This window comes from Leeuwenhoekiella sp. H156, assembly GCF_052218455.1.
GTDB classification, from domain to species: Bacteria; Bacteroidota; Bacteroidia; order Flavobacteriales; family Flavobacteriaceae; genus Leeuwenhoekiella; species Leeuwenhoekiella parthenopeia.
In genome coordinates this window covers 2,029,943-2,045,894 of sequence record NZ_CP197499.1, presented here as the reverse complement: position 1 = coordinate 2,045,894, position 15,952 = coordinate 2,029,943, and the positions used below count along the sequence as shown (strand labels likewise).

The window sequence follows — 15,952 nt, the reverse complement described above, 5'->3', positions numbered from 1 at the left end:
TTATTTCTACCTTTACCCGGTAATCTGAAATCGATAATACAAGCTAAATACCTTAAGCCATGGCCTTATCTAACAATGATATTTTTAAAAAACTACGTGTCGCCCTTAAATTGCGGGATGATGATATTGTAAAAATTTGTGCCCTGGTTGATTTTGCAGTGACCAAAAGTGAACTTGGCGCTATTTTCAGAAATGAAAACCATCCCAAATACGTGGAATGTGGCGACCAGTTTTTACGGAATTTCCTTAATGGTCTCGTCATTCATATGCGTGGCCCGATGCCCGAAAAAAAACCAAAAGCCGATAAACCGGCCCTTAAAAAAGAGGGAGGCAAGAAAACACCATCAAAGAAAAAAAGCAACCCCAAGAAGGCAGACTAATTTTCTTTTTTGAACACCACATATACCGGAAAGTGGTCGCTTGCGCCGCCCAGATAATTATCACCGGCATAGGTGCGAAGTGGATTTCCTTTAAAACGGCCCTCCTGTTCCTTTAGATATTCGGGGTTGTAGATGACCGACTTTACATATTCCAAAGGGTTGTCGTATGCTTTCATCCAGTTGGGTGAAAGGATAATCTGGTCAAACAAATACCAGTCTCCGCGGTGGGTTAACGAACCTGCGTAGCGGGTAAGCAGGAAAATCATCGGATTGTAAAAATCAGTCGACACCAAATACTCGCGCACCGCTTCACTTTGTGGATCATCATTGAAATCACCCATAATCAGGATTCGGGCTTCAGGATGATTAACGTTAATTTCAGAGATAATTTCGCGGTTGCGTTTTGCGGCCGCAATGCGTTTGGGGTTGGAAAGTTCAACACCTTCCCCTCGGGAAGGCCAGTGATTAACCAGCAAAAAAACTTCGATGCCTTCGAGCTTTCCGTGGACGTATAAAATATCACGGGTGTAATCGCGAAGACCTTCAAAATTGGATATATGAAGGCTGTAGCTTCGGCTTTCTAAAACTTCAAAAACATCCTTCCGGTACAACAGCGCCGTATCTATACCCCGCTCGTCCGGCGAATTGTGATGTACAAAATCATAATGCAGATGCTGTAAGGCTTCGGTAGTAACGAGATCGCGCAGTACCTTTTTATTTTCAACCTCTGCTACCCCCAGAATTGCCGGTGCACTGCCGGTTTCAGCCTTTCCGATTTTAGCAATAACCCGAGACAACTTAGTAAGCTTTTCCGCGTAGCGCGAAGCATTCCAGCCTAATTCACCTTTTGGAGTAAACGCATCATCCAGAATATTGGGATCGTTTAGGGTATCAAACAGGTTTTCGAGGTTGTAAAAAGCGATACTGAGTTTATTTTCTAACATAGTCAATAAAGGTACTTTTTTTGAAACAGCCAAGGTTAGTATTCTTCTCCCAACCAATTCGGATTTCATCTAACATTTTCAACTTTAAGAGCTAATTGTATAATTTTTAGATACTTTTAAATAAATGTTAAACCTTGAATTCTCAAAATAAAAAGTAAATGGTTAAAAAAATCAACTCTCGACCACCTATTCCATCTCTTGCATGTTTGATTCTTTTATTTGGTTTGAGCAGTTGCCTGGATGAAAAATTGAAGAATAAGGAACCAAATGAACAGCTCGATCGCATAGTCAAATGGGCTAAAGACTTACCTGAAGACGCGTTCATCCTAGAGTCTTATTCAAAAGCCTTTACGCTCACTGATGAGAATAAATCTGAGGTATTTGACATCATTTCCCAGGAACTCTATGATATAAAATTGCAAAAACCTGATAGTATTTACAATGACTTCAAATCGATTGATATCAAGAAAATTAGGCGTCCCACCTATCGGGACACCTTTCTACTTGATTTAAACGGGACTTATGATAGATATAAATTAAAAGATGCCAATGTTTATAAATTACAATGGACTTATAAAAATCAAAACTATTCCAGCTACGCTATAGTTGACCAAAATCAGCAAATTTATGATCCAATATTAGGATTTCTTAATAGGCCTATCCGTGATAGTTTGGAACGAGATCCCATGTTGTTTTATGGTAAATGTGAAAGCTATAAATTAGACGACACTCCAATTTATCAAACTGGTGATGTTTTGGTAATGGACAGTTATGGTCCTGACAGGGGTTATATTCAATTGATTACCAATGTGTATTACGACACTTATATTACTAACAAAGACACTCCAGATGAAAAGCTTGATATAGAAGTAAAAATAATCGAAACGAAAATTTGTTCTGACTTTCAAGGCAATTGTTTCGGTGAAGCTGAATTTGAATCATTTAAAAAGGACGCCCTTGCAATTCTGAATAAGAAAAGATGGGATACTTTCCATCTAAATTATTCTGCGACTATAGCTATGGGAAGGAAACCTGAACTAGGTGATAGTTCAGCAGCAAATAAGGCCAATATACATAGAGTTAAGAGTAGAAATAGTCATCTTATTCTTTACAATGAAGCGATTAGAAGGCATGCTCTAAAGTTTGAAAACTGAAGCCCCAGCAATAAGCAAACCATACCTTTCTCACCTACCGCTTTTTAAGAAACCCTTAGCTTCTAAATCCGTACCTTTGCAACTTACTTGCATATATGATTGAAGAAACTAATATAGAATACGAAAAGACCGTTCTCATAGGTCTGATCACCCAATACCAGGATGAGGAAAAGTCTAAAGAATACCTCGACGAACTCGAATTTTTGGCTTACACTGCCGGCGGGGAAGTGCTTAGACGCTTTACTCAAAAATTAGACACGCCTAATCCCAAAACCTTTATTGGTACGGGTAAGATGGAAGAAGTGCGTGCGTATGTAGATCAATACGAAGTAGGCACGGCGATTTTTGATGACGAACTCAGCCCCGCGCAGCAAAAGAATATCGAAAAGATCCTCAAGTGTAAGGTTATTGACCGAACTAACCTGATCCTTGATATTTTCGCGCAGCGGGCGCAAACCAGCTACGCACGCACACAGGTAGAACTGGCGCAATATGAATACTTGCTGCCTCGACTGGCCGGGATGTGGACCCACCTGGAACGTCAGCGTGGGGGTATAGGGATGCGTGGTCCGGGTGAAACCGAGATCGAGACTGACCGCCGTATTGTACGCGACCGTATCTCGCTTTTAAAGAAGAAACTCGAAAAAATAGATAAACAGCAGGCCATACAACGCGGCAATCGCGGGGCTCTCGTGCGCGTTGCGCTGGTAGGTTATACCAACGTGGGTAAATCTACCCTGATGAATACCATAAGTAAGAGTGAAGTATTTGCTGAAAACAAACTCTTTGCAACGCTCGATACGACCGTGCGCAAGGTGGTAATTCGCAATCTGCCCTTCCTGTTAAGCGACACGGTAGGATTTATACGCAAGTTGCCCACACAGTTGGTAGAATCCTTTAAAAGTACGCTGGACGAAGTGCGTGAGGCTGATTTGTTGTTACACGTGGTAGACATCTCGCATCCGCAGTTTGAAGATCATATCGCTTCGGTTAACCAAATTATGGATGAGATTGAAGGAGGCGATAAACCTACCCTCATGGTCTTTAATAAAATAGACGCCTACACCCATAAAACTATAGATCAAGATGATCTGGTAACCGAGCGTACCGAAGAACATTTTACACTAGAAGACTGGAAACAAACCTGGATGTCCCGCGCAAACGGCGATGCCATTTTTATTTCGGCTCTAAACAAAGACAATATGGATGCCTTTCGCAAGAAGGTTTACGAGCGGGTACGGGAGATTCACATCACCCGGTTTCCGTATAACAATTTCCTGTATCCCGAGTATGATTTATATACCGGTGATGAGGAGGAATAGCGTTTTAGAACGCAGCTGAATAAAAAAATCCGATACCTGCCTGGTATCGGATTTTTTGTTGTGATAAGCTTTCAAATACGGCCTGTCACCTTATACATTAGTTAATTATCAAAAGGTCTTCAGCTTCTGAATATTTGGGAAATAACCCCAATTTAGAATGAATAGGTAAGTCCTAACAGGTAATACGATTGTAACTGGTTTTCCAGATTATCAAACGTAGGTTCGGTACCCACCATACCATCTGCCTCATACTCATCAATAGCATTTTCAAGATTTTCCTGTTTGTTGCCACGCAGACCTACTTCAAAACCTACCCCAATCTGATTGAATAGTTTGTAGTTAAAACTGTTAATCCAGGTAAAGTTTGAGTAATCGCTGCTTTTATAGCTTTGAAAGGCCGAAAGATTGGATTTAAACGCAATTTTACCGATCTGACGGGTATAGTCGGCTACGATTTTAGCACCCAATGAAGACTCGTAAACCGTCTCCCCGCTGCTAAATACAAAGTTGTAGTTGAGCGGATGCACCACCACTACCAAATTGGTAATCGGTGTCCAGGTCATACCCACCCCAAGATCCAGATAACCGGGATCATTAAAATTATCTAGAATGGTTGTTCGATACTCACCTAAGGTAGACACCGCGAGCTTTTCGCTTAATTTATAACCGTAAAGCGAGGTGACATTAAAAACATCGGTCGCATTGCGGAAGCTGTCGTCGTCAGTCGGATCATCGCGATCGTCATATTTTACCCAGCCGAGGTTAAGGTTTAGGGCATTTCGCCAAAAGTACTTAGCCTCTTTTTTGTTAGCAAACGCATTCATAGTTGCAGCGATATTGGCCGAAGAAACATTAGGCGTCCCTTGAGAATACCAGCTGTTGAAGCGGCTGAAGTTTGCCCCTACAGTACCGAAGGCACCAAATTTCCAGCCCGGAAGATTATCAATTTGTGACTGAAGCGCGCTGACTTCTTTCTGAAGTTTTGCGATCTCGGCCTTTTTAGGAGCCATCTCTTCACGCAATTCTTCTTCGGTTTTTTCCTGCGCCTGAGCATAGCCAAAGCTCAGTAGTGCCAGTGCAAATACAACTAGTCTTTTCATAAATTTTGAGTGTTGGTTTAAGAGGCAAATATAAATAAGCCCCATAAATTATGGGGCATTTACTTTAAAAGCTATTTAGACTTGTACAACGGCACTGAGGAGCAGGCCTCGCCAAACATGAGGCTCTTTACGATCCCCTGTAGTTTTTGGGTAAGTAATATGTATGCATTTTGGGGTACCGGCTTATTTGAACATCCTTTTACTATGACATACTCATCCCGGTAGGCGGTAACATCCAGCGTCTGAATTTGCTCGGTATATAAAATGGTTTCCAATTCTTCAAGACTGCCTACAACCACTTTTTTAGCAACGGGTTGTAAATAGGTTGTAACCAGCATATAGGCCCAAGCGGGTACAATGGCATCGGTACTGCAATGCAACGCAACGTATGCGTCGTTATAAGCAGACCAGTCGTAGTTTTTTAGGCTCTCGCGAAAGTCTTTCTCACGCAGAATAAATCCTTCGGTCAACCATTGGGAAATGTCGATTTGTTCGCGTTTGCCGGCAGGGTATAAATCCTCCAAATTGAAGGTTTTAAGTTTGCTGTTGGCTATGCGGTTTACAATTTCTTCCATATCCTTATTTTATCTTACACATTTTACCATTAATCGACTCCAATTCTCCATTGATTTTCATGGAAGATTTATAAAAAATACAGGAGCCATCGATTTCGGTAAATTCTACAAGAGCTCCTCCTGAGTCATTAATAAATTGCTCTATTTCAGATAAAGATCCCTTTTCTTTATCATACATAATACGATAACTACAGTCATCAATCCATTTCAAAGTGATATGCGAAACTTTTTGGTAGGGATAGCCCGACTCTATTAATTCTCTGGATGGCTCAATAATTCGTTCAGTTTGAGACGTGGCCGTTCTAACAATCTCGAATTTAAATTGAACAGGGCTCTCTTGCTCAGTTATGAAAACTCCTTCTTTAAAATCATCGCAGCTTAGCTGTGCTAAGCTTGAAAACCCAGAGAAACAAAACAATAAAAAAACAAATACTTTGTTCATTACAACAAGCCCAGTTCCAACTTGGCCTCGTCGCTCATCAAATCCTGGCTCCATGGTGGGTCAAAAGTGATTTCGACCTCACAGTCCTTAACCATATCAATGGTTTTAACCTTCTCCTCTACTTCCACCGGAAGCGTTTCAGCCACGGGACAGTTAGGTGTGGTAAGAGTCATCAGGATTTTGGTCTCGTAATCTTCGTTTACAAAAACATCGTAAATCAATCCCAACTCGTAAATGTCTACCGGGATTTCAGGATCGTAAATGGTTTTAAGTACGCGCACGACTTTTTCGCCGAGTTCCTGTGTGTTTATTTCTTTAGCTTCACTCATGGTTATTGTCTTTAAATTTTTTGTCGATAGCTTTTTGAGTCCTTACGAAAAGGTAAATTACAGCAAGCAGTATAAAACCCAAACCCGCAAAAACAGCTTCTTTTCCGTAAGTATTAAAAATCCCGGCAAAGGCTGATATTCCTGCCAAAATAATCAAAAAAATACCCGCTTCAATCATTCGCAAAGCCGAAAATTTCTGGGCAAAATCCCAGTGCTGCTGACTTTTCATCGATTTTGCGGTTCGGTAGCCGTATAAATAATTGATATGTTTCGGCGGAAACCGGTATAGAACAACAGCTGTACTAACAAATACGAGTCCGCAAAGACCTGTAGTAAGTGTAAAGCCATTAGCCCAATACATGTTTAACTGTTTTCGGCTTTAGCCTTATAGGCTACAGCATATAGTTTAATTTGTTTGATCATACTCACCAAACCGTTTGCACGGGTGGGTGATAAATGCTCTTTAAGCCCAATTTTATCAATAAACGAGGTGTCTGCATCTAAAATTTCCTGTGGCGGCTGACCGGAAAACGACCGGATTAAAATAGCGATAATACCTTTAGTTATAATGGCATCACTATCTGCGGTAAACTCAATTTTATCCTCATTAAGATCTGCATGAACCCACACTTTACTTTGGCAGCCTTTAATGATGTATTCGTCGGTCTTGTATTTTTCGTCTATAAGCGGGAGCGATTTGCCCAACTCGATCATGTACTCATAACGTTGCATCCAGTCGTCAAACATCTCAAACTCCTCAACTATTTCCTGTTGTATTTCGGGAATACTTTTCATTCTGTTTTTACTTAAAGATCTGTTTAATACAGATTATTAATCTTCGCTGGCCGAGAGTAAAACCTCTTCTTCAGCATTGTATAAGGTAAGCTTACCGCGTTTCAGCGTATAGCTGCTGGCATTTTGCAAAGCCTGAAAAAAGTTATACTCAAGCGTGGTACCTTCGGGACACATCATTTTAGTGGACACTGCAGGCGAAAATTTGATATTCTTACCACTCACCACGTAAGTAGAGCTGTACGAGTTACAAACCCCTTTCCCATTAAGCTGTCCGTTTTCGGCATTAAAGTTAAGGGTGATTTCCTTAACCGCTACCGAATCCCTTTTGATGGTCTGAACCTCGAAACTGCCCTGTGGGCCTAAACTATTTTTATCGGTTGATTTACATGCAGCTATTACTGTGCATATTAGAATCAGTGTTGGCCAAATTGCTTTCATACTAGATTGTTTTGTTACGAAATTACTCGTAATCATTTAAATAGTATACTTAGAAAACTTAAAATTATACCAACATATTTCGGGCACGCTCAACTCCGGCAATGAGAGTATCGATCTCATCTTTAGTATTATAAAAAGCAAATGACGCCCGTACCGTTCCGGGAATTTTATAAAAATCCATAATGGGCTGTGCACAATGATGCCCGGTACGTACCGCAATACCCAGTTTGTCGAGTATGGTTCCCATATCGTAAGGGTGTACGCCTTTAATATTAAAAGAAATGACCGCTGTTTTATTTGGAATATCCCCGTAAATACGCAAACCATCAATCGCCTTTAACCGGCTTGTAGCATACTCGAGCAACTCGTGCTCGTACTCTGCAATTTGATCGAAGCCTATCGCATTCATATAGTCTAAAGCCGCACCAAATGCAATTCCTCCGCAAATATTGGGCGTACCGGCTTCAAATTTATGAGGCAGACCGGCATAGGTAGTTTTTTCAAAAGTAACCTGATCTATCATCTCACCGCCTCCCTGATAGGGCGGCAGTTTGGTAAGCCATTCCTCTTTTCCGTAAAGCATTCCCACTCCGGTGGGTCCACACATTTTATGAGCCGAAACCACATAAAAATCTACGTCAAGCGCCTGTAAATCTGCTTTGATATGCGGCGCTGCCTGAGCCCCGTCAACCAAAACGGCTCCTCCCACATTGTGGGTCTTGCTAATTAGTTCTTCAATGGGGTTTACAGTACCTAAAGCATTACTTACGTGATTGACAAAAACCAGTTTGGTCTTTTCTGAAAGTAATCTGTCAAAGGCCTGCATATCCAGAGTTCCATTTTCGAGCATTGGGATGACCTTAAGCTGCGCTCCGGTTTTTTCGCAAAGCATTTGCCAGGGTACAATATTAGAATGATGCTCCAATGCCGAAACGATCACCTCGTCTCCGGCTTCTAATATCGAAGCAAAGCCCGAAGCTACCATATTAATCCCGTGCGTAGTTCCCGATGTAAACAGGGTTTGGTACGCATTAGGAATATTAAAATGCTTCTGAATTTTTATACGGGCCTGCTCATAAGCATCTGTAGCCTCCTGAGACAGCGCGTGTACACCACGGTGAATATTGGCGTTGTAGCGGCTGTAGTAATCTACAATAACATCTATAACCTGCTGCGGGGTTTGCGATGTTGCCGCATTATCAAAATAAACCAAAGGCTTATCGTTCACCTTTCGCTTCAGAATGGGAAAATCTGCTCTGATTTTTTCCACATCAAAATGTAAAGAGGTATCTACGGAAGCCATTTGAATAGTTTTTATAGTTAAAAGCGATTCTGGTCTGGTTTATTTAGACCTCAAATCCCAGGTTTACTCCCAGTTTGTTGGCGATAAGCTTGGTAATACGTGATTTTAACTGGGGGATTTTAACGCTCTCCAATACGTTATTGGCAAAAGCATACATCAACAATGCACGACCTTCTTTCTCGCCAATCCCGCGCGTTTTCATGTAAAACAACGCATCCTCGTCAAGCTGACCTATCGTACAACCGTGAGAACAACGCACATCATCAGCAAAAATCTCGAGCTGAGGCTTGGAATTGATCGAAGCTTTGTCGCTCACTAAAATATTATTGTTAGACTGATAAGCATTGATTTTTTGGGCGATCGAGTCAACGATTACTTTCCCATTAAAAACACCGGTAGATCTATCGTCAAAAATTCCCTTATAATCCTGATGACTCTCACAATTGGGCTGCTTGTGATGCACCAGTGTATTGTGATCTACGTGCTGCTTATCTTCTATGATCGTAACACCTTTAAGTATCGAATTGTTGTGCTCCCCGTTCTGATAGAAATTCAAGTTATTACGGGTGAGTTTTCCACCAAAAGAAAAGGTATGCACCGCCACCTCAGACGATGTCTGCTGGTCTATGTGCGTGTTATCAATTAAAGACGCCTGTTCTTTATCGTTTTGAATTTTATAGTAATCTACTCGGGCATGATTGCCTGCGTAGATCTCTGTAACCGAATTGGTAAATACCGGATTGCTGTTTAAGCTTTGATGACGCTCAATGATTTGAACTTCGGCATTTTCTTCAACCACAACCAGATTGCGCGGTTGCAACATCAGGTTTGACTCAACGCCGGTAGCAAAGTGTACAATCTGAATGGGTTTGCTTACTGCTTTACCTTTGGGTACATAGATGTAGGCACCTTCGCGGGCGAAAGCCGTGTTTAAGGAAGTAAGACTATCCTTTTTAAGGATTTTATCGAAATACTTATCGATTACAGACTTGTACTTAGGCTTGGTAAGAGCAGCACTCAACAGGCATACATCTACACCATCGTGTGTGGTTTCTGATAAATACGAACTGTATTTACCATCGATAAACACGATTTTATACGTATCGATGTCATTCAGAAAGAATTTCTTGACATCTCTAAACTCTACCGCATCATCATTGCGCCCTACCAGGCTATAGTCTTCTTTTACCAGACTGTTGAGCGAAGTATATTTCCAATTTTCATCTTTCCGGGTGGGAAAACCTTTTTCTTCAAAAACTTTAATTGCAGCGTCCTTGATATCGTGAATGCTGTTATCAAAATCCTGATTTTCCTGAAAAGTCAGATAAGATGAAAGTAATTTATCTTTTAAACTCATGTTTCTTGATTCAATATTCAAAGTTCAAAATTTCAGATTAGCTCTGAAATTTAGTCCCTTTGAGTTCTGATTTGTTTAGATAAGCAATGAATCCAGCTATTTGCTTACTCAAGGATTCACACTTTAATGTCAATCTATTTAATTCTTGTTCCTCAATGTATTGCCAGTCAAAAACGCGATACAACTGAGATCTTGTTTCACCTGCGGAAGCTTTTGCAACAGATAGAAATTGTCTGAATTCCAAATTACCATTTCTCTCAAAACCTTCTGCTATGTTGTCCATAATACTTCCTGAAGAACCTACAATCTGATCTCTCAACTTGTAATTTTCCTTAAGGCCGGTAGTTTGGACAATTGAAACAATTTCTTTTGCTAAAACCCGAGCTTCCTGCCAAATTTGTAAATCTTCAAATCGCTTTACAGTTGCCATCACTCCAATTTTAGACTTTGAATTTTAAATTTTGAACTACACTGTGGTCTCCGCTTTTACCCAGTCGTAACCTTTTTCTTCAAGTTCAAGAGCCAGTTCCTTACCGCCGGATTTTACGATTTTACCGTTTACCAAAACGTGAACAAAATCGGGTACAATGTACTCCAGTAAACGCTGGTAGTGTGTAATCACGATTACTGCATTATCGCTGCTGCGCAACTTATTTACTCCGTTAGAAACAATACGCAGCGCATCGATATCCAGACCGGAATCGGTCTCATCCAGAATAGCCAGTTTAGGCTCTAGCATCGCCATTTGAAAAATCTCATTTCGCTTTTTCTCACCTCCCGAAAAACCTTCGTTTAAGGAACGTGATAAAAATTTGCGGTCAATCTCAAGCAATTCAGATTTTTCTCTGATTTTCTTAAGCATTTCGCTGGCAGGCATATCTTCAAGACCCTTTGCTTTACGCGTCTGATTGATTGCAGTCTTGATAAAGTTGGTCACCGAAACGCCGGGAATTTCTACCGGATACTGAAAAGACAGGAACACTCCTTTATGAGCGCGCTCGTCTGCGTCCATTTCCAGAATAGATTCTCCTTCAAAAAGTATATCGCCATCGGTAACTTCGTATTCTTCCTTACCCGCAATAACCGAAGACAAGGTACTCTTACCGGAACCATTAGGTCCCATAATCGCATGAACCTCACCGGCATTGACTTTAAGGTCTATACCGCGTAAAATATCTTTATCTTCTATACCTGCGTTTAGATTTTTTATCTCTAACATATTCTCAATTCTTTGGGCTAAAAAAGCCCGCGTTATTTACTTTACTATTTCAAGGCGCGGCAAACCCGACTTTTCGGGGTAGCTTACAGCCAGTATTTCATTTACTTTGACCAGCGTATCTCAAGCTTCCACTTTAGGTGGATTAGAAACAATGATCACTTTTAAAATCACCTGAACAAAATCTTCAGGATTTTCTTTATAGCTGATGCCTGTGTGATTAGCTCATTTAGCCTTTCATCCGGCACAACACACTAAATCGATTCTTCAACCTTCAGCAGTGCGGCATCTGCATAACAAATGAACTCCCGGCTACCTGTTGTGATTTAAGCTTTTAAGAACAACTTACTACACTCAAACTCAAAACAAACTCCGGAACACACTTCGCAATTACTTGAGCGATTGGGAAGCCGTGGTCATGGCATTAAAATCATCCAGGTCATGCTGAATCCACACTTTAGCATTCTTCTCTTTTACAAAAGCCTCAAAAGCTTTGATTGTTTCTTCAGACTGCGGGATATCGTAGTTAAACTGAGGTACGATAGCATCTTTGCGATTTTGCTCAAAATGATAGGTATCTCCGGTTAAAACTAAAGGTCCGGTCTCAGGCAAATCAACAAATAAAGCATTATGACCTGCGGTATGACCCGGCATGTATTTGATAACAACACTACCGTCTCCAAAGACGTCATAGTCTTTATTGGCAATGATTTCTTTATTTTTTAAAGCCGAAAATGTATCGGGATTGTAAAATGAATTTCCCTTAATTTCTTCGCTATTCAGGAAATCATCTTCACTTTGCTGAATAAGCCATTTCGCACCTGCAAAATGATTAGCGGCACCGGTATGATCAAAATGAATGTGTGAAAATGCGATCATATCTACATCTTCCGCACTTAAACCAATACTTTTCAACTGGGTTGTAATGCTGTCCTTACGCGAGATCGTAAAAGCACCACCTTCCGGAGTGTAATCTCCCTGACCAACCAGCATTTCCGGAAGACCGCTATCCCATAACAAGATTCCGTTAGGGTGTTTGATCACGTAAAATGCATCTGCAAGCTGCTTGCTTTCGCCTTTATAGGTATCTCCCTGAGCAAAAAGATTCAGATTATTTGCCATGATACTACCACCGTCAAAAGCATAAAGCTCTACAGCCGGTTTTGCAGGTTCTTCAACAACTACCTCTTCGGTATTTTCTTCTTTCTTAGTTTCTTTACAACCAACGACTAATAAAGCAGCCAGTGCAAAAAATGTAATTTTCCTGATAAGCATATTTTTTGGTTTGTGGTTAATGTTTTGATTTTAGCCTACTGAACCTTCAAGCGAAATCTCCAGAAGCTTTTGAGCTTCTACTGCAAATTCCATAGGCAGTTTGTTTAACACCTCTTTGCTAAAGCCATTTACAATCAGAGCGATTGCTTTTTCGGTATCTATACCCCGCTGGTTACAGTAAAAAATCTGGTCTTCTCCAATTTTACTGGTAGTCGCTTCGTGTTCTACCCGTGCCGATTTGTTATTGGCTTCAATATAAGGGAAGGTATGAGCCCCACATTTATTGCCCATAAGTAACGAGTCACATTGTGAAAAGTTACGGGCATTTTGCGCCCTGCTGTTGATCTGAACCAGACCGCGATAGCTGTTTTGACTTTGACCGGCAGAAATCCCTTTGGAAATAATAGTACTTCGGGTGTTTTTACCCAGGTGCACCATTTTAGTACCGGTATCTGCCTGCTGAAAATTGTTGGTAACCGCAATGGAATAAAATTCGCCAATTGAGTTATCTCCTTTCAGAATACAGCTGGGGTATTTCCAGGTTACGGCACTACCCGTCTCAACCTGAGTCCAGGAAATTTTAGCATTCTTCTCACAAAGTCCGCGTTTGGTCACAAAATTGTAAACCCCTCCTTTACCCTGATCATTACCGGGATACCAGTTTTGAACTGTAGAATATTTAATCTCTGCTCCGTCAAGCGCAATAAGTTCTACAACTGCTGCGTGCAATTGATTCTCATCACGCGAAGGGGCTGTACAGCCCTCCAGATAACTCACATAGCTGTCCGCATCGGCAACAACGAGTGTACGCTCAAACTGACCGGTACCGGCCTGATTGATACGGAAATACGTAGAAAGCTCCATCGGGCAACGCACTCCTTTCGGGATGTAGCAGAAGGAACCATCACTAAATACCGCACTGTTTAAAGCCGCATAGAAATTATCTTTCTGCGGAACTACAGAGCCGATATACTTCTTAATCAATTCAGGATGCTCTTTTATCGCTTCAGAAATTGAGCAAAAGATGATTCCTTTTTCAGCCAGTGTTTTTTTGAAAGTTGTAGTTACCGAAACGGAGTCCATCACCACGTCAACCGCAACACCGGCAAGCTTTTTCTGCTCGTCCAGTGAGATCCCCAAACGCTTGAAGGTATCGAGCAACTCGGGATCAACCTCATCAAGGCTGTCGTATTTCGGTTTTTTTGAAGGTGCGGAATAGTACGAAATATCCTGAAAATTAGGTTTCGTGTAATGTACATTAGCCCACTCCGGCTCCTCCATTGTTTGCCAATACCTGAAAGCCTCCAGACGCCAGTTTGTCATCCATTCGGGCTCTCCTTTTTTTAAGGAAATAGCTTTTACAATTTCTTCATTAAGTCCCACGGGGAATGTATCAGACTCGATGTCTGTATAAAACCCGTACTTATATTCTTTGGTCGCTAATTCTTTTTCTAAGTCGTCTTCTGTATACGCCATATATCTTTTCTAAACTGTTGAAAACAGGTAAAACTATTAAAGTGAGAAACTTTCACCACAACCACAGGTGCGTTGTGCGTTGGGGTTATTAAAAACGAAACCTTTTCCGTTTAAACCACCACTATATTCGAGAGTAGTACCTATGAGATACAGAAAGCTGCGCTTGTCGACAATGAGTTTAACCCCGTTATCTTCAAAGAGTTTATCTTCTGCATCCTTGCTTTTGTCAAATTTAAGTTCATACGACAAACCACTGCAACCGCCGCTCTTTACACCCACGCGCACGTAGTCTGCCACAGCATCATAACCCTCTTCGGTCATCAAAGCGGTTATCTTCTTTTTTGCGTCTTCACTTACTTTAATCATATTAATTCTAAATTAGTGCAAATATACCATTTAAGTAGGGTTTTACCATACAACCTTACATTAAACTATCTTATCAAATGATAGGCTGCGCCAATATAAAACGCTGTTGAAATAAGAAATAGATATAGTGCCGGGAAAAGTAAGTTAACGCAGCTGAAGGAGGATCAGATCATCTTTCCCAAAACCGGAAGCCGATTCAACAGAAGAACTTGCGGTGGTAGCCAGAACATAAAGTATTCCTTTTTCAGAATAAACGGCGTCTGTCCCGAGATCAATACCTTCACCTCCCCATGTTTCCTGCCACAGCAATTGTCCTTCAGAGTCAACCTGAAAAACCCAGATATCGTTTGCACCCGCGTTTCCGTTGGAAGTAGTATCAGCGCTTCGGCTATTTCCAATTATAAAAAAGCTGTTATCAGGTCCCGGCGTAATGCTCCGGGCAAATTCAAAATCGGCTCCACCAAAACTGCGCTGCCATTTCAGATTTCCGGCGGCGTCGATGCGCATTACCCAGGCATCGAAGTCTCCGTTTGAAGCAGTCACATCCCCGTCTGTACTATTGCTTTGGCCCACAATAAGACAATCGCCATTGGACAAAAACACAGCATCGTAAGCGATGTCAATACCCGAACCGCCAAAGGTCTTTTCCCACTGCATACCTCCGGTTTTGCTGAGTTTAACAATCCAGTAATCGTAACTGCCGTGGGTTTGAGAGATGTCAAAATCATCACTTTCGGTAAAACCGATCAACATAAACCCGCCATCAGGAGTTTGCAAAGCTTTGTAGGAACGGTCATTATTGCTTCCGCCAAAATAATTACGCCACTCCAGATTGCCGGAAGCGTCTAATTTCTGACCCCAAAATTCCCCAACTCCGTGTTTAGAGTTTTCATTTCCGGCTCCGCCTGAAGCCGTAACATCGAGATAGCCTGCGCTAAAATAGCCGCCATCTTCAGTTTGAATTACAGAATACGAATGATCGTGGCCGGCAAAACCATAACTTTTTTCCCATTCAATACCTCCCGAAGCATTGGTTTTAACAAACCAGGTATCGTGAAAGCCTTCATTTTTACTGGCATCTCCATCTGCACTCATACTGTAACCTCCCATCAAAAAGCCGCCATCTGAGGTAGCGATTAAATCGGTTGCTACATCACCATCGTTGCCACCGAAAGTTAAAGATTGAGATATATTACCCGAATCATCCAGACGCAACAGCCAGTAATCTTCACCTGCTCTGGTTTTGCCGGCGAGCATCCCGTCAACACTTTGCGCGGTTCCCAAAACCGCAAAACCACCGGCATCGAGACTTACGAGCGCCGCTGCCCGATCATCAAGACTCCCGCCGTAGTGTTGCAGACTCACCAATTGGCCCCTAAATGAATTACTCAAAGCAGCATCCAACTGCGTATCGTCTTCGGCGCAGGCGACAATAAGCAGGAACAAACTGAAAATTCTAAATGCAGTGCGAGCCTTCAAC

The 15,952-nt window shown here is 41.5% G+C and carries 19 protein-coding genes; 3 read left to right on the top strand and 16 right to left on the bottom strand.

What is annotated here, in order from left to right:
* Nucleotides 1-59: 59 nt before the first annotated feature.
* Complete coding sequence (locus tag ACSSS3_RS08955) at nt 60-380, top strand: DUF1456 family protein (RefSeq protein ID WP_442847277.1); 321 nt, start codon at nt 60-62, stop codon at nt 378-380.
* On the opposite strand, the gene ACSSS3_RS08950 is transcribed toward ACSSS3_RS08955, so the two are convergent.
* Nucleotides 377-1,324: an endonuclease/exonuclease/phosphatase family protein gene (locus ACSSS3_RS08950; protein WP_442847276.1), complete on the bottom strand. Its 948-nt coding sequence runs from the start codon at nt 1,322-1,324 to the stop codon at nt 377-379. The two genes, ACSSS3_RS08955 and ACSSS3_RS08950, sit on opposite strands and share 4 nt — an antisense overlap.
* Before the next feature lie 158 nt (nt 1,325-1,482).
* Here ACSSS3_RS08950 and ACSSS3_RS08945 point away from each other — a divergent pair, with 158 nt between their 5' ends.
* Together ACSSS3_RS08945 and hflX are read left to right on the top strand one after the other, a co-directional pair.
* Nucleotides 1,483-2,478, top strand: coding sequence for a hypothetical protein (locus ACSSS3_RS08945; RefSeq protein WP_442847275.1), 996 nt, complete (start codon nt 1,483-1,485; stop codon nt 2,476-2,478).
* 95 nt (nt 2,479-2,573) lie between these two features.
* Nucleotides 2,574-3,800, top strand: coding sequence for a GTPase HflX (hflX, locus tag ACSSS3_RS08940; RefSeq protein WP_442847274.1), 1,227 nt, complete (start codon nt 2,574-2,576; stop codon nt 3,798-3,800).
* A 152-nt stretch (nt 3,801-3,952) separates the two neighbouring features.
* Here the strand turns inward: hflX and ACSSS3_RS08935 are convergent, their stop codons facing one another.
* From ACSSS3_RS08935 to ACSSS3_RS08865, 15 genes are all read right to left on the bottom strand, one after another.
* Nucleotides 3,953-4,900, bottom strand: a complete 948-nt coding sequence (locus ACSSS3_RS08935; protein WP_442847273.1) for a DUF3078 domain-containing protein — start codon at nt 4,898-4,900, stop codon at nt 3,953-3,955.
* A gap of 71 nt (nt 4,901-4,971) precedes the next feature.
* Nucleotides 4,972-5,475: a DUF2480 family protein gene (locus ACSSS3_RS08930; RefSeq protein WP_442847272.1), complete on the bottom strand. Its 504-nt coding sequence runs from the start codon at nt 5,473-5,475 to the stop codon at nt 4,972-4,974.
* A 4-nt stretch (nt 5,476-5,479) separates the two neighbouring features.
* On the bottom strand, nt 5,480-5,971 hold the full coding sequence (locus ACSSS3_RS08925; protein WP_442847271.1) for a hypothetical protein: 492 nt from the start codon (nt 5,969-5,971) through the stop codon (nt 5,480-5,482).
* Nucleotides 5,917-6,246 (bottom strand): DUF59 domain-containing protein, encoded by a 330-nt coding sequence (locus ACSSS3_RS08920; protein WP_228228603.1) that lies wholly within the window; start codon nt 6,244-6,246, stop codon nt 5,917-5,919. Before ACSSS3_RS08920 ends, ACSSS3_RS08925 begins: the two co-directional genes overlap by 55 nt.
* Nucleotides 6,239-6,607, bottom strand: coding sequence for an SdpI family protein (locus ACSSS3_RS08915; protein ID WP_442847270.1), 369 nt, complete (start codon nt 6,605-6,607; stop codon nt 6,239-6,241). Before ACSSS3_RS08915 ends, ACSSS3_RS08920 begins: the two co-directional genes overlap by 8 nt.
* 2 nt (nt 6,608-6,609) lie before the next feature.
* On the bottom strand, nt 6,610-7,041 hold the full coding sequence (locus ACSSS3_RS08910; protein ID WP_228228601.1) for a SufE family protein: 432 nt from the start codon (nt 7,039-7,041) through the stop codon (nt 6,610-6,612).
* 36 nt (nt 7,042-7,077) lie between these two features.
* A complete protein-coding gene (locus ACSSS3_RS08905; protein ID WP_228228600.1) occupies nt 7,078-7,479 on the bottom strand; it encodes an META domain-containing protein in 402 nt (133 codons plus the stop codon).
* A 64-nt stretch (nt 7,480-7,543) separates the two neighbouring features.
* A complete protein-coding gene (locus tag ACSSS3_RS08900) occupies nt 7,544-8,782 on the bottom strand; it encodes an aminotransferase class V-fold PLP-dependent enzyme (protein WP_228228599.1) in 1,239 nt (412 codons plus the stop codon).
* A 43-nt stretch (nt 8,783-8,825) separates the two neighbouring features.
* Nucleotides 8,826-10,139: a Fe-S cluster assembly protein SufD gene (sufD, locus tag ACSSS3_RS08895; RefSeq protein WP_228228598.1), complete on the bottom strand. Its 1,314-nt coding sequence runs from the start codon at nt 10,137-10,139 to the stop codon at nt 8,826-8,828.
* Between the two features lie 37 nt (nt 10,140-10,176).
* Nucleotides 10,177-10,569, bottom strand: a complete 393-nt coding sequence (locus ACSSS3_RS08890; protein ID WP_228228597.1) for a four helix bundle protein — start codon at nt 10,567-10,569, stop codon at nt 10,177-10,179.
* A gap of 36 nt (nt 10,570-10,605) precedes the next feature.
* Entirely contained in the window at nt 10,606-11,358 is a 753-nt protein-coding gene (gene sufC / locus ACSSS3_RS08885; RefSeq protein WP_228228596.1) for a Fe-S cluster assembly ATPase SufC, read from the bottom strand.
* 387 nt (nt 11,359-11,745) lie between these two features.
* The gene (locus ACSSS3_RS08880; RefSeq protein WP_442847269.1) at nt 11,746-12,630 is read right to left on the bottom strand and encodes an N-acyl homoserine lactonase family protein; all 885 of its coding nucleotides are present in this window, start codon (nt 12,628-12,630) and stop codon (nt 11,746-11,748) included.
* Between the two features lie 30 nt (nt 12,631-12,660).
* On the bottom strand, nt 12,661-14,106 hold the full coding sequence (gene sufB / locus ACSSS3_RS08875) for a Fe-S cluster assembly protein SufB (RefSeq protein WP_442847268.1): 1,446 nt from the start codon (nt 14,104-14,106) through the stop codon (nt 12,661-12,663).
* A gap of 36 nt (nt 14,107-14,142) precedes the next feature.
* Nucleotides 14,143-14,472 carry a HesB/IscA family protein gene (locus ACSSS3_RS08870; protein WP_228228593.1) on the bottom strand — a complete coding sequence of 110 codons (330 nt, stop codon included), beginning with the start codon at nt 14,470-14,472 and terminating at the stop codon, nt 14,143-14,145.
* 144 nt (nt 14,473-14,616) lie between these two features.
* A complete protein-coding gene (locus ACSSS3_RS08865) occupies nt 14,617-15,951 on the bottom strand; it encodes a hypothetical protein (RefSeq protein WP_442847267.1) in 1,335 nt (444 codons plus the stop codon).
* Nucleotide 15,952: the final 1 nt, after the last annotated feature.

What these genes read in the sequence shown, in the direction of transcription:
- ACSSS3_RS08955 (WP_442847277.1), top strand. Translation starts at nt 60, where the DNA reads ATGGCCTTATCTAACAATGATATTTTTAAAAAACTACGTGTCGCCCTT.
- ACSSS3_RS08950 (WP_442847276.1), bottom strand. Translation starts at nt 1,324, where the DNA reads ATGTTAGAAAATAAACTCAGTATCGCTTTTTACAACCTCGAAAACCTG.
- ACSSS3_RS08945 (WP_442847275.1), top strand. Translation starts at nt 1,483, where the DNA reads ATGGTTAAAAAAATCAACTCTCGACCACCTATTCCATCTCTTGCATGT.
- hflX (WP_442847274.1), top strand. Translation starts at nt 2,574, where the DNA reads ATGATTGAAGAAACTAATATAGAATACGAAAAGACCGTTCTCATAGGT.
- ACSSS3_RS08935 (WP_442847273.1), bottom strand. Translation starts at nt 4,900, where the DNA reads ATGAAAAGACTAGTTGTATTTGCACTGGCACTACTGAGCTTTGGCTAT.
- ACSSS3_RS08930 (WP_442847272.1), bottom strand. Translation starts at nt 5,475, where the DNA reads ATGGAAGAAATTGTAAACCGCATAGCCAACAGCAAACTTAAAACCTTC.
- ACSSS3_RS08925 (WP_442847271.1), bottom strand. Translation starts at nt 5,971, where the DNA reads ATGGAGCCAGGATTTGATGAGCGACGAGGCCAAGTTGGAACTGGGCTT.
- ACSSS3_RS08920 (WP_228228603.1), bottom strand. Translation starts at nt 6,246, where the DNA reads ATGAGTGAAGCTAAAGAAATAAACACACAGGAACTCGGCGAAAAAGTC.
- ACSSS3_RS08915 (WP_442847270.1), bottom strand. Translation starts at nt 6,607, where the DNA reads ATGTATTGGGCTAATGGCTTTACACTTACTACAGGTCTTTGCGGACTC.
- ACSSS3_RS08910 (WP_228228601.1), bottom strand. Translation starts at nt 7,041, where the DNA reads ATGAAAAGTATTCCCGAAATACAACAGGAAATAGTTGAGGAGTTTGAG.
- ACSSS3_RS08905 (WP_228228600.1), bottom strand. Translation starts at nt 7,479, where the DNA reads ATGAAAGCAATTTGGCCAACACTGATTCTAATATGCACAGTAATAGCT.
- ACSSS3_RS08900 (WP_228228599.1), bottom strand. Translation starts at nt 8,782, where the DNA reads ATGGCTTCCGTAGATACCTCTTTACATTTTGATGTGGAAAAAATCAGA.
- sufD (WP_228228598.1), bottom strand. Translation starts at nt 10,139, where the DNA reads ATGAGTTTAAAAGATAAATTACTTTCATCTTATCTGACTTTTCAGGAA.
- ACSSS3_RS08890 (WP_228228597.1), bottom strand. Translation starts at nt 10,569, where the DNA reads ATGGCAACTGTAAAGCGATTTGAAGATTTACAAATTTGGCAGGAAGCT.
- sufC (WP_228228596.1), bottom strand. Translation starts at nt 11,358, where the DNA reads ATGTTAGAGATAAAAAATCTAAACGCAGGTATAGAAGATAAAGATATT.
- ACSSS3_RS08880 (WP_442847269.1), bottom strand. Translation starts at nt 12,630, where the DNA reads ATGCTTATCAGGAAAATTACATTTTTTGCACTGGCTGCTTTATTAGTC.
- sufB (WP_442847268.1), bottom strand. Translation starts at nt 14,106, where the DNA reads ATGGCGTATACAGAAGACGACTTAGAAAAAGAATTAGCGACCAAAGAA.
- ACSSS3_RS08870 (WP_228228593.1), bottom strand. Translation starts at nt 14,472, where the DNA reads ATGATTAAAGTAAGTGAAGACGCAAAAAAGAAGATAACCGCTTTGATG.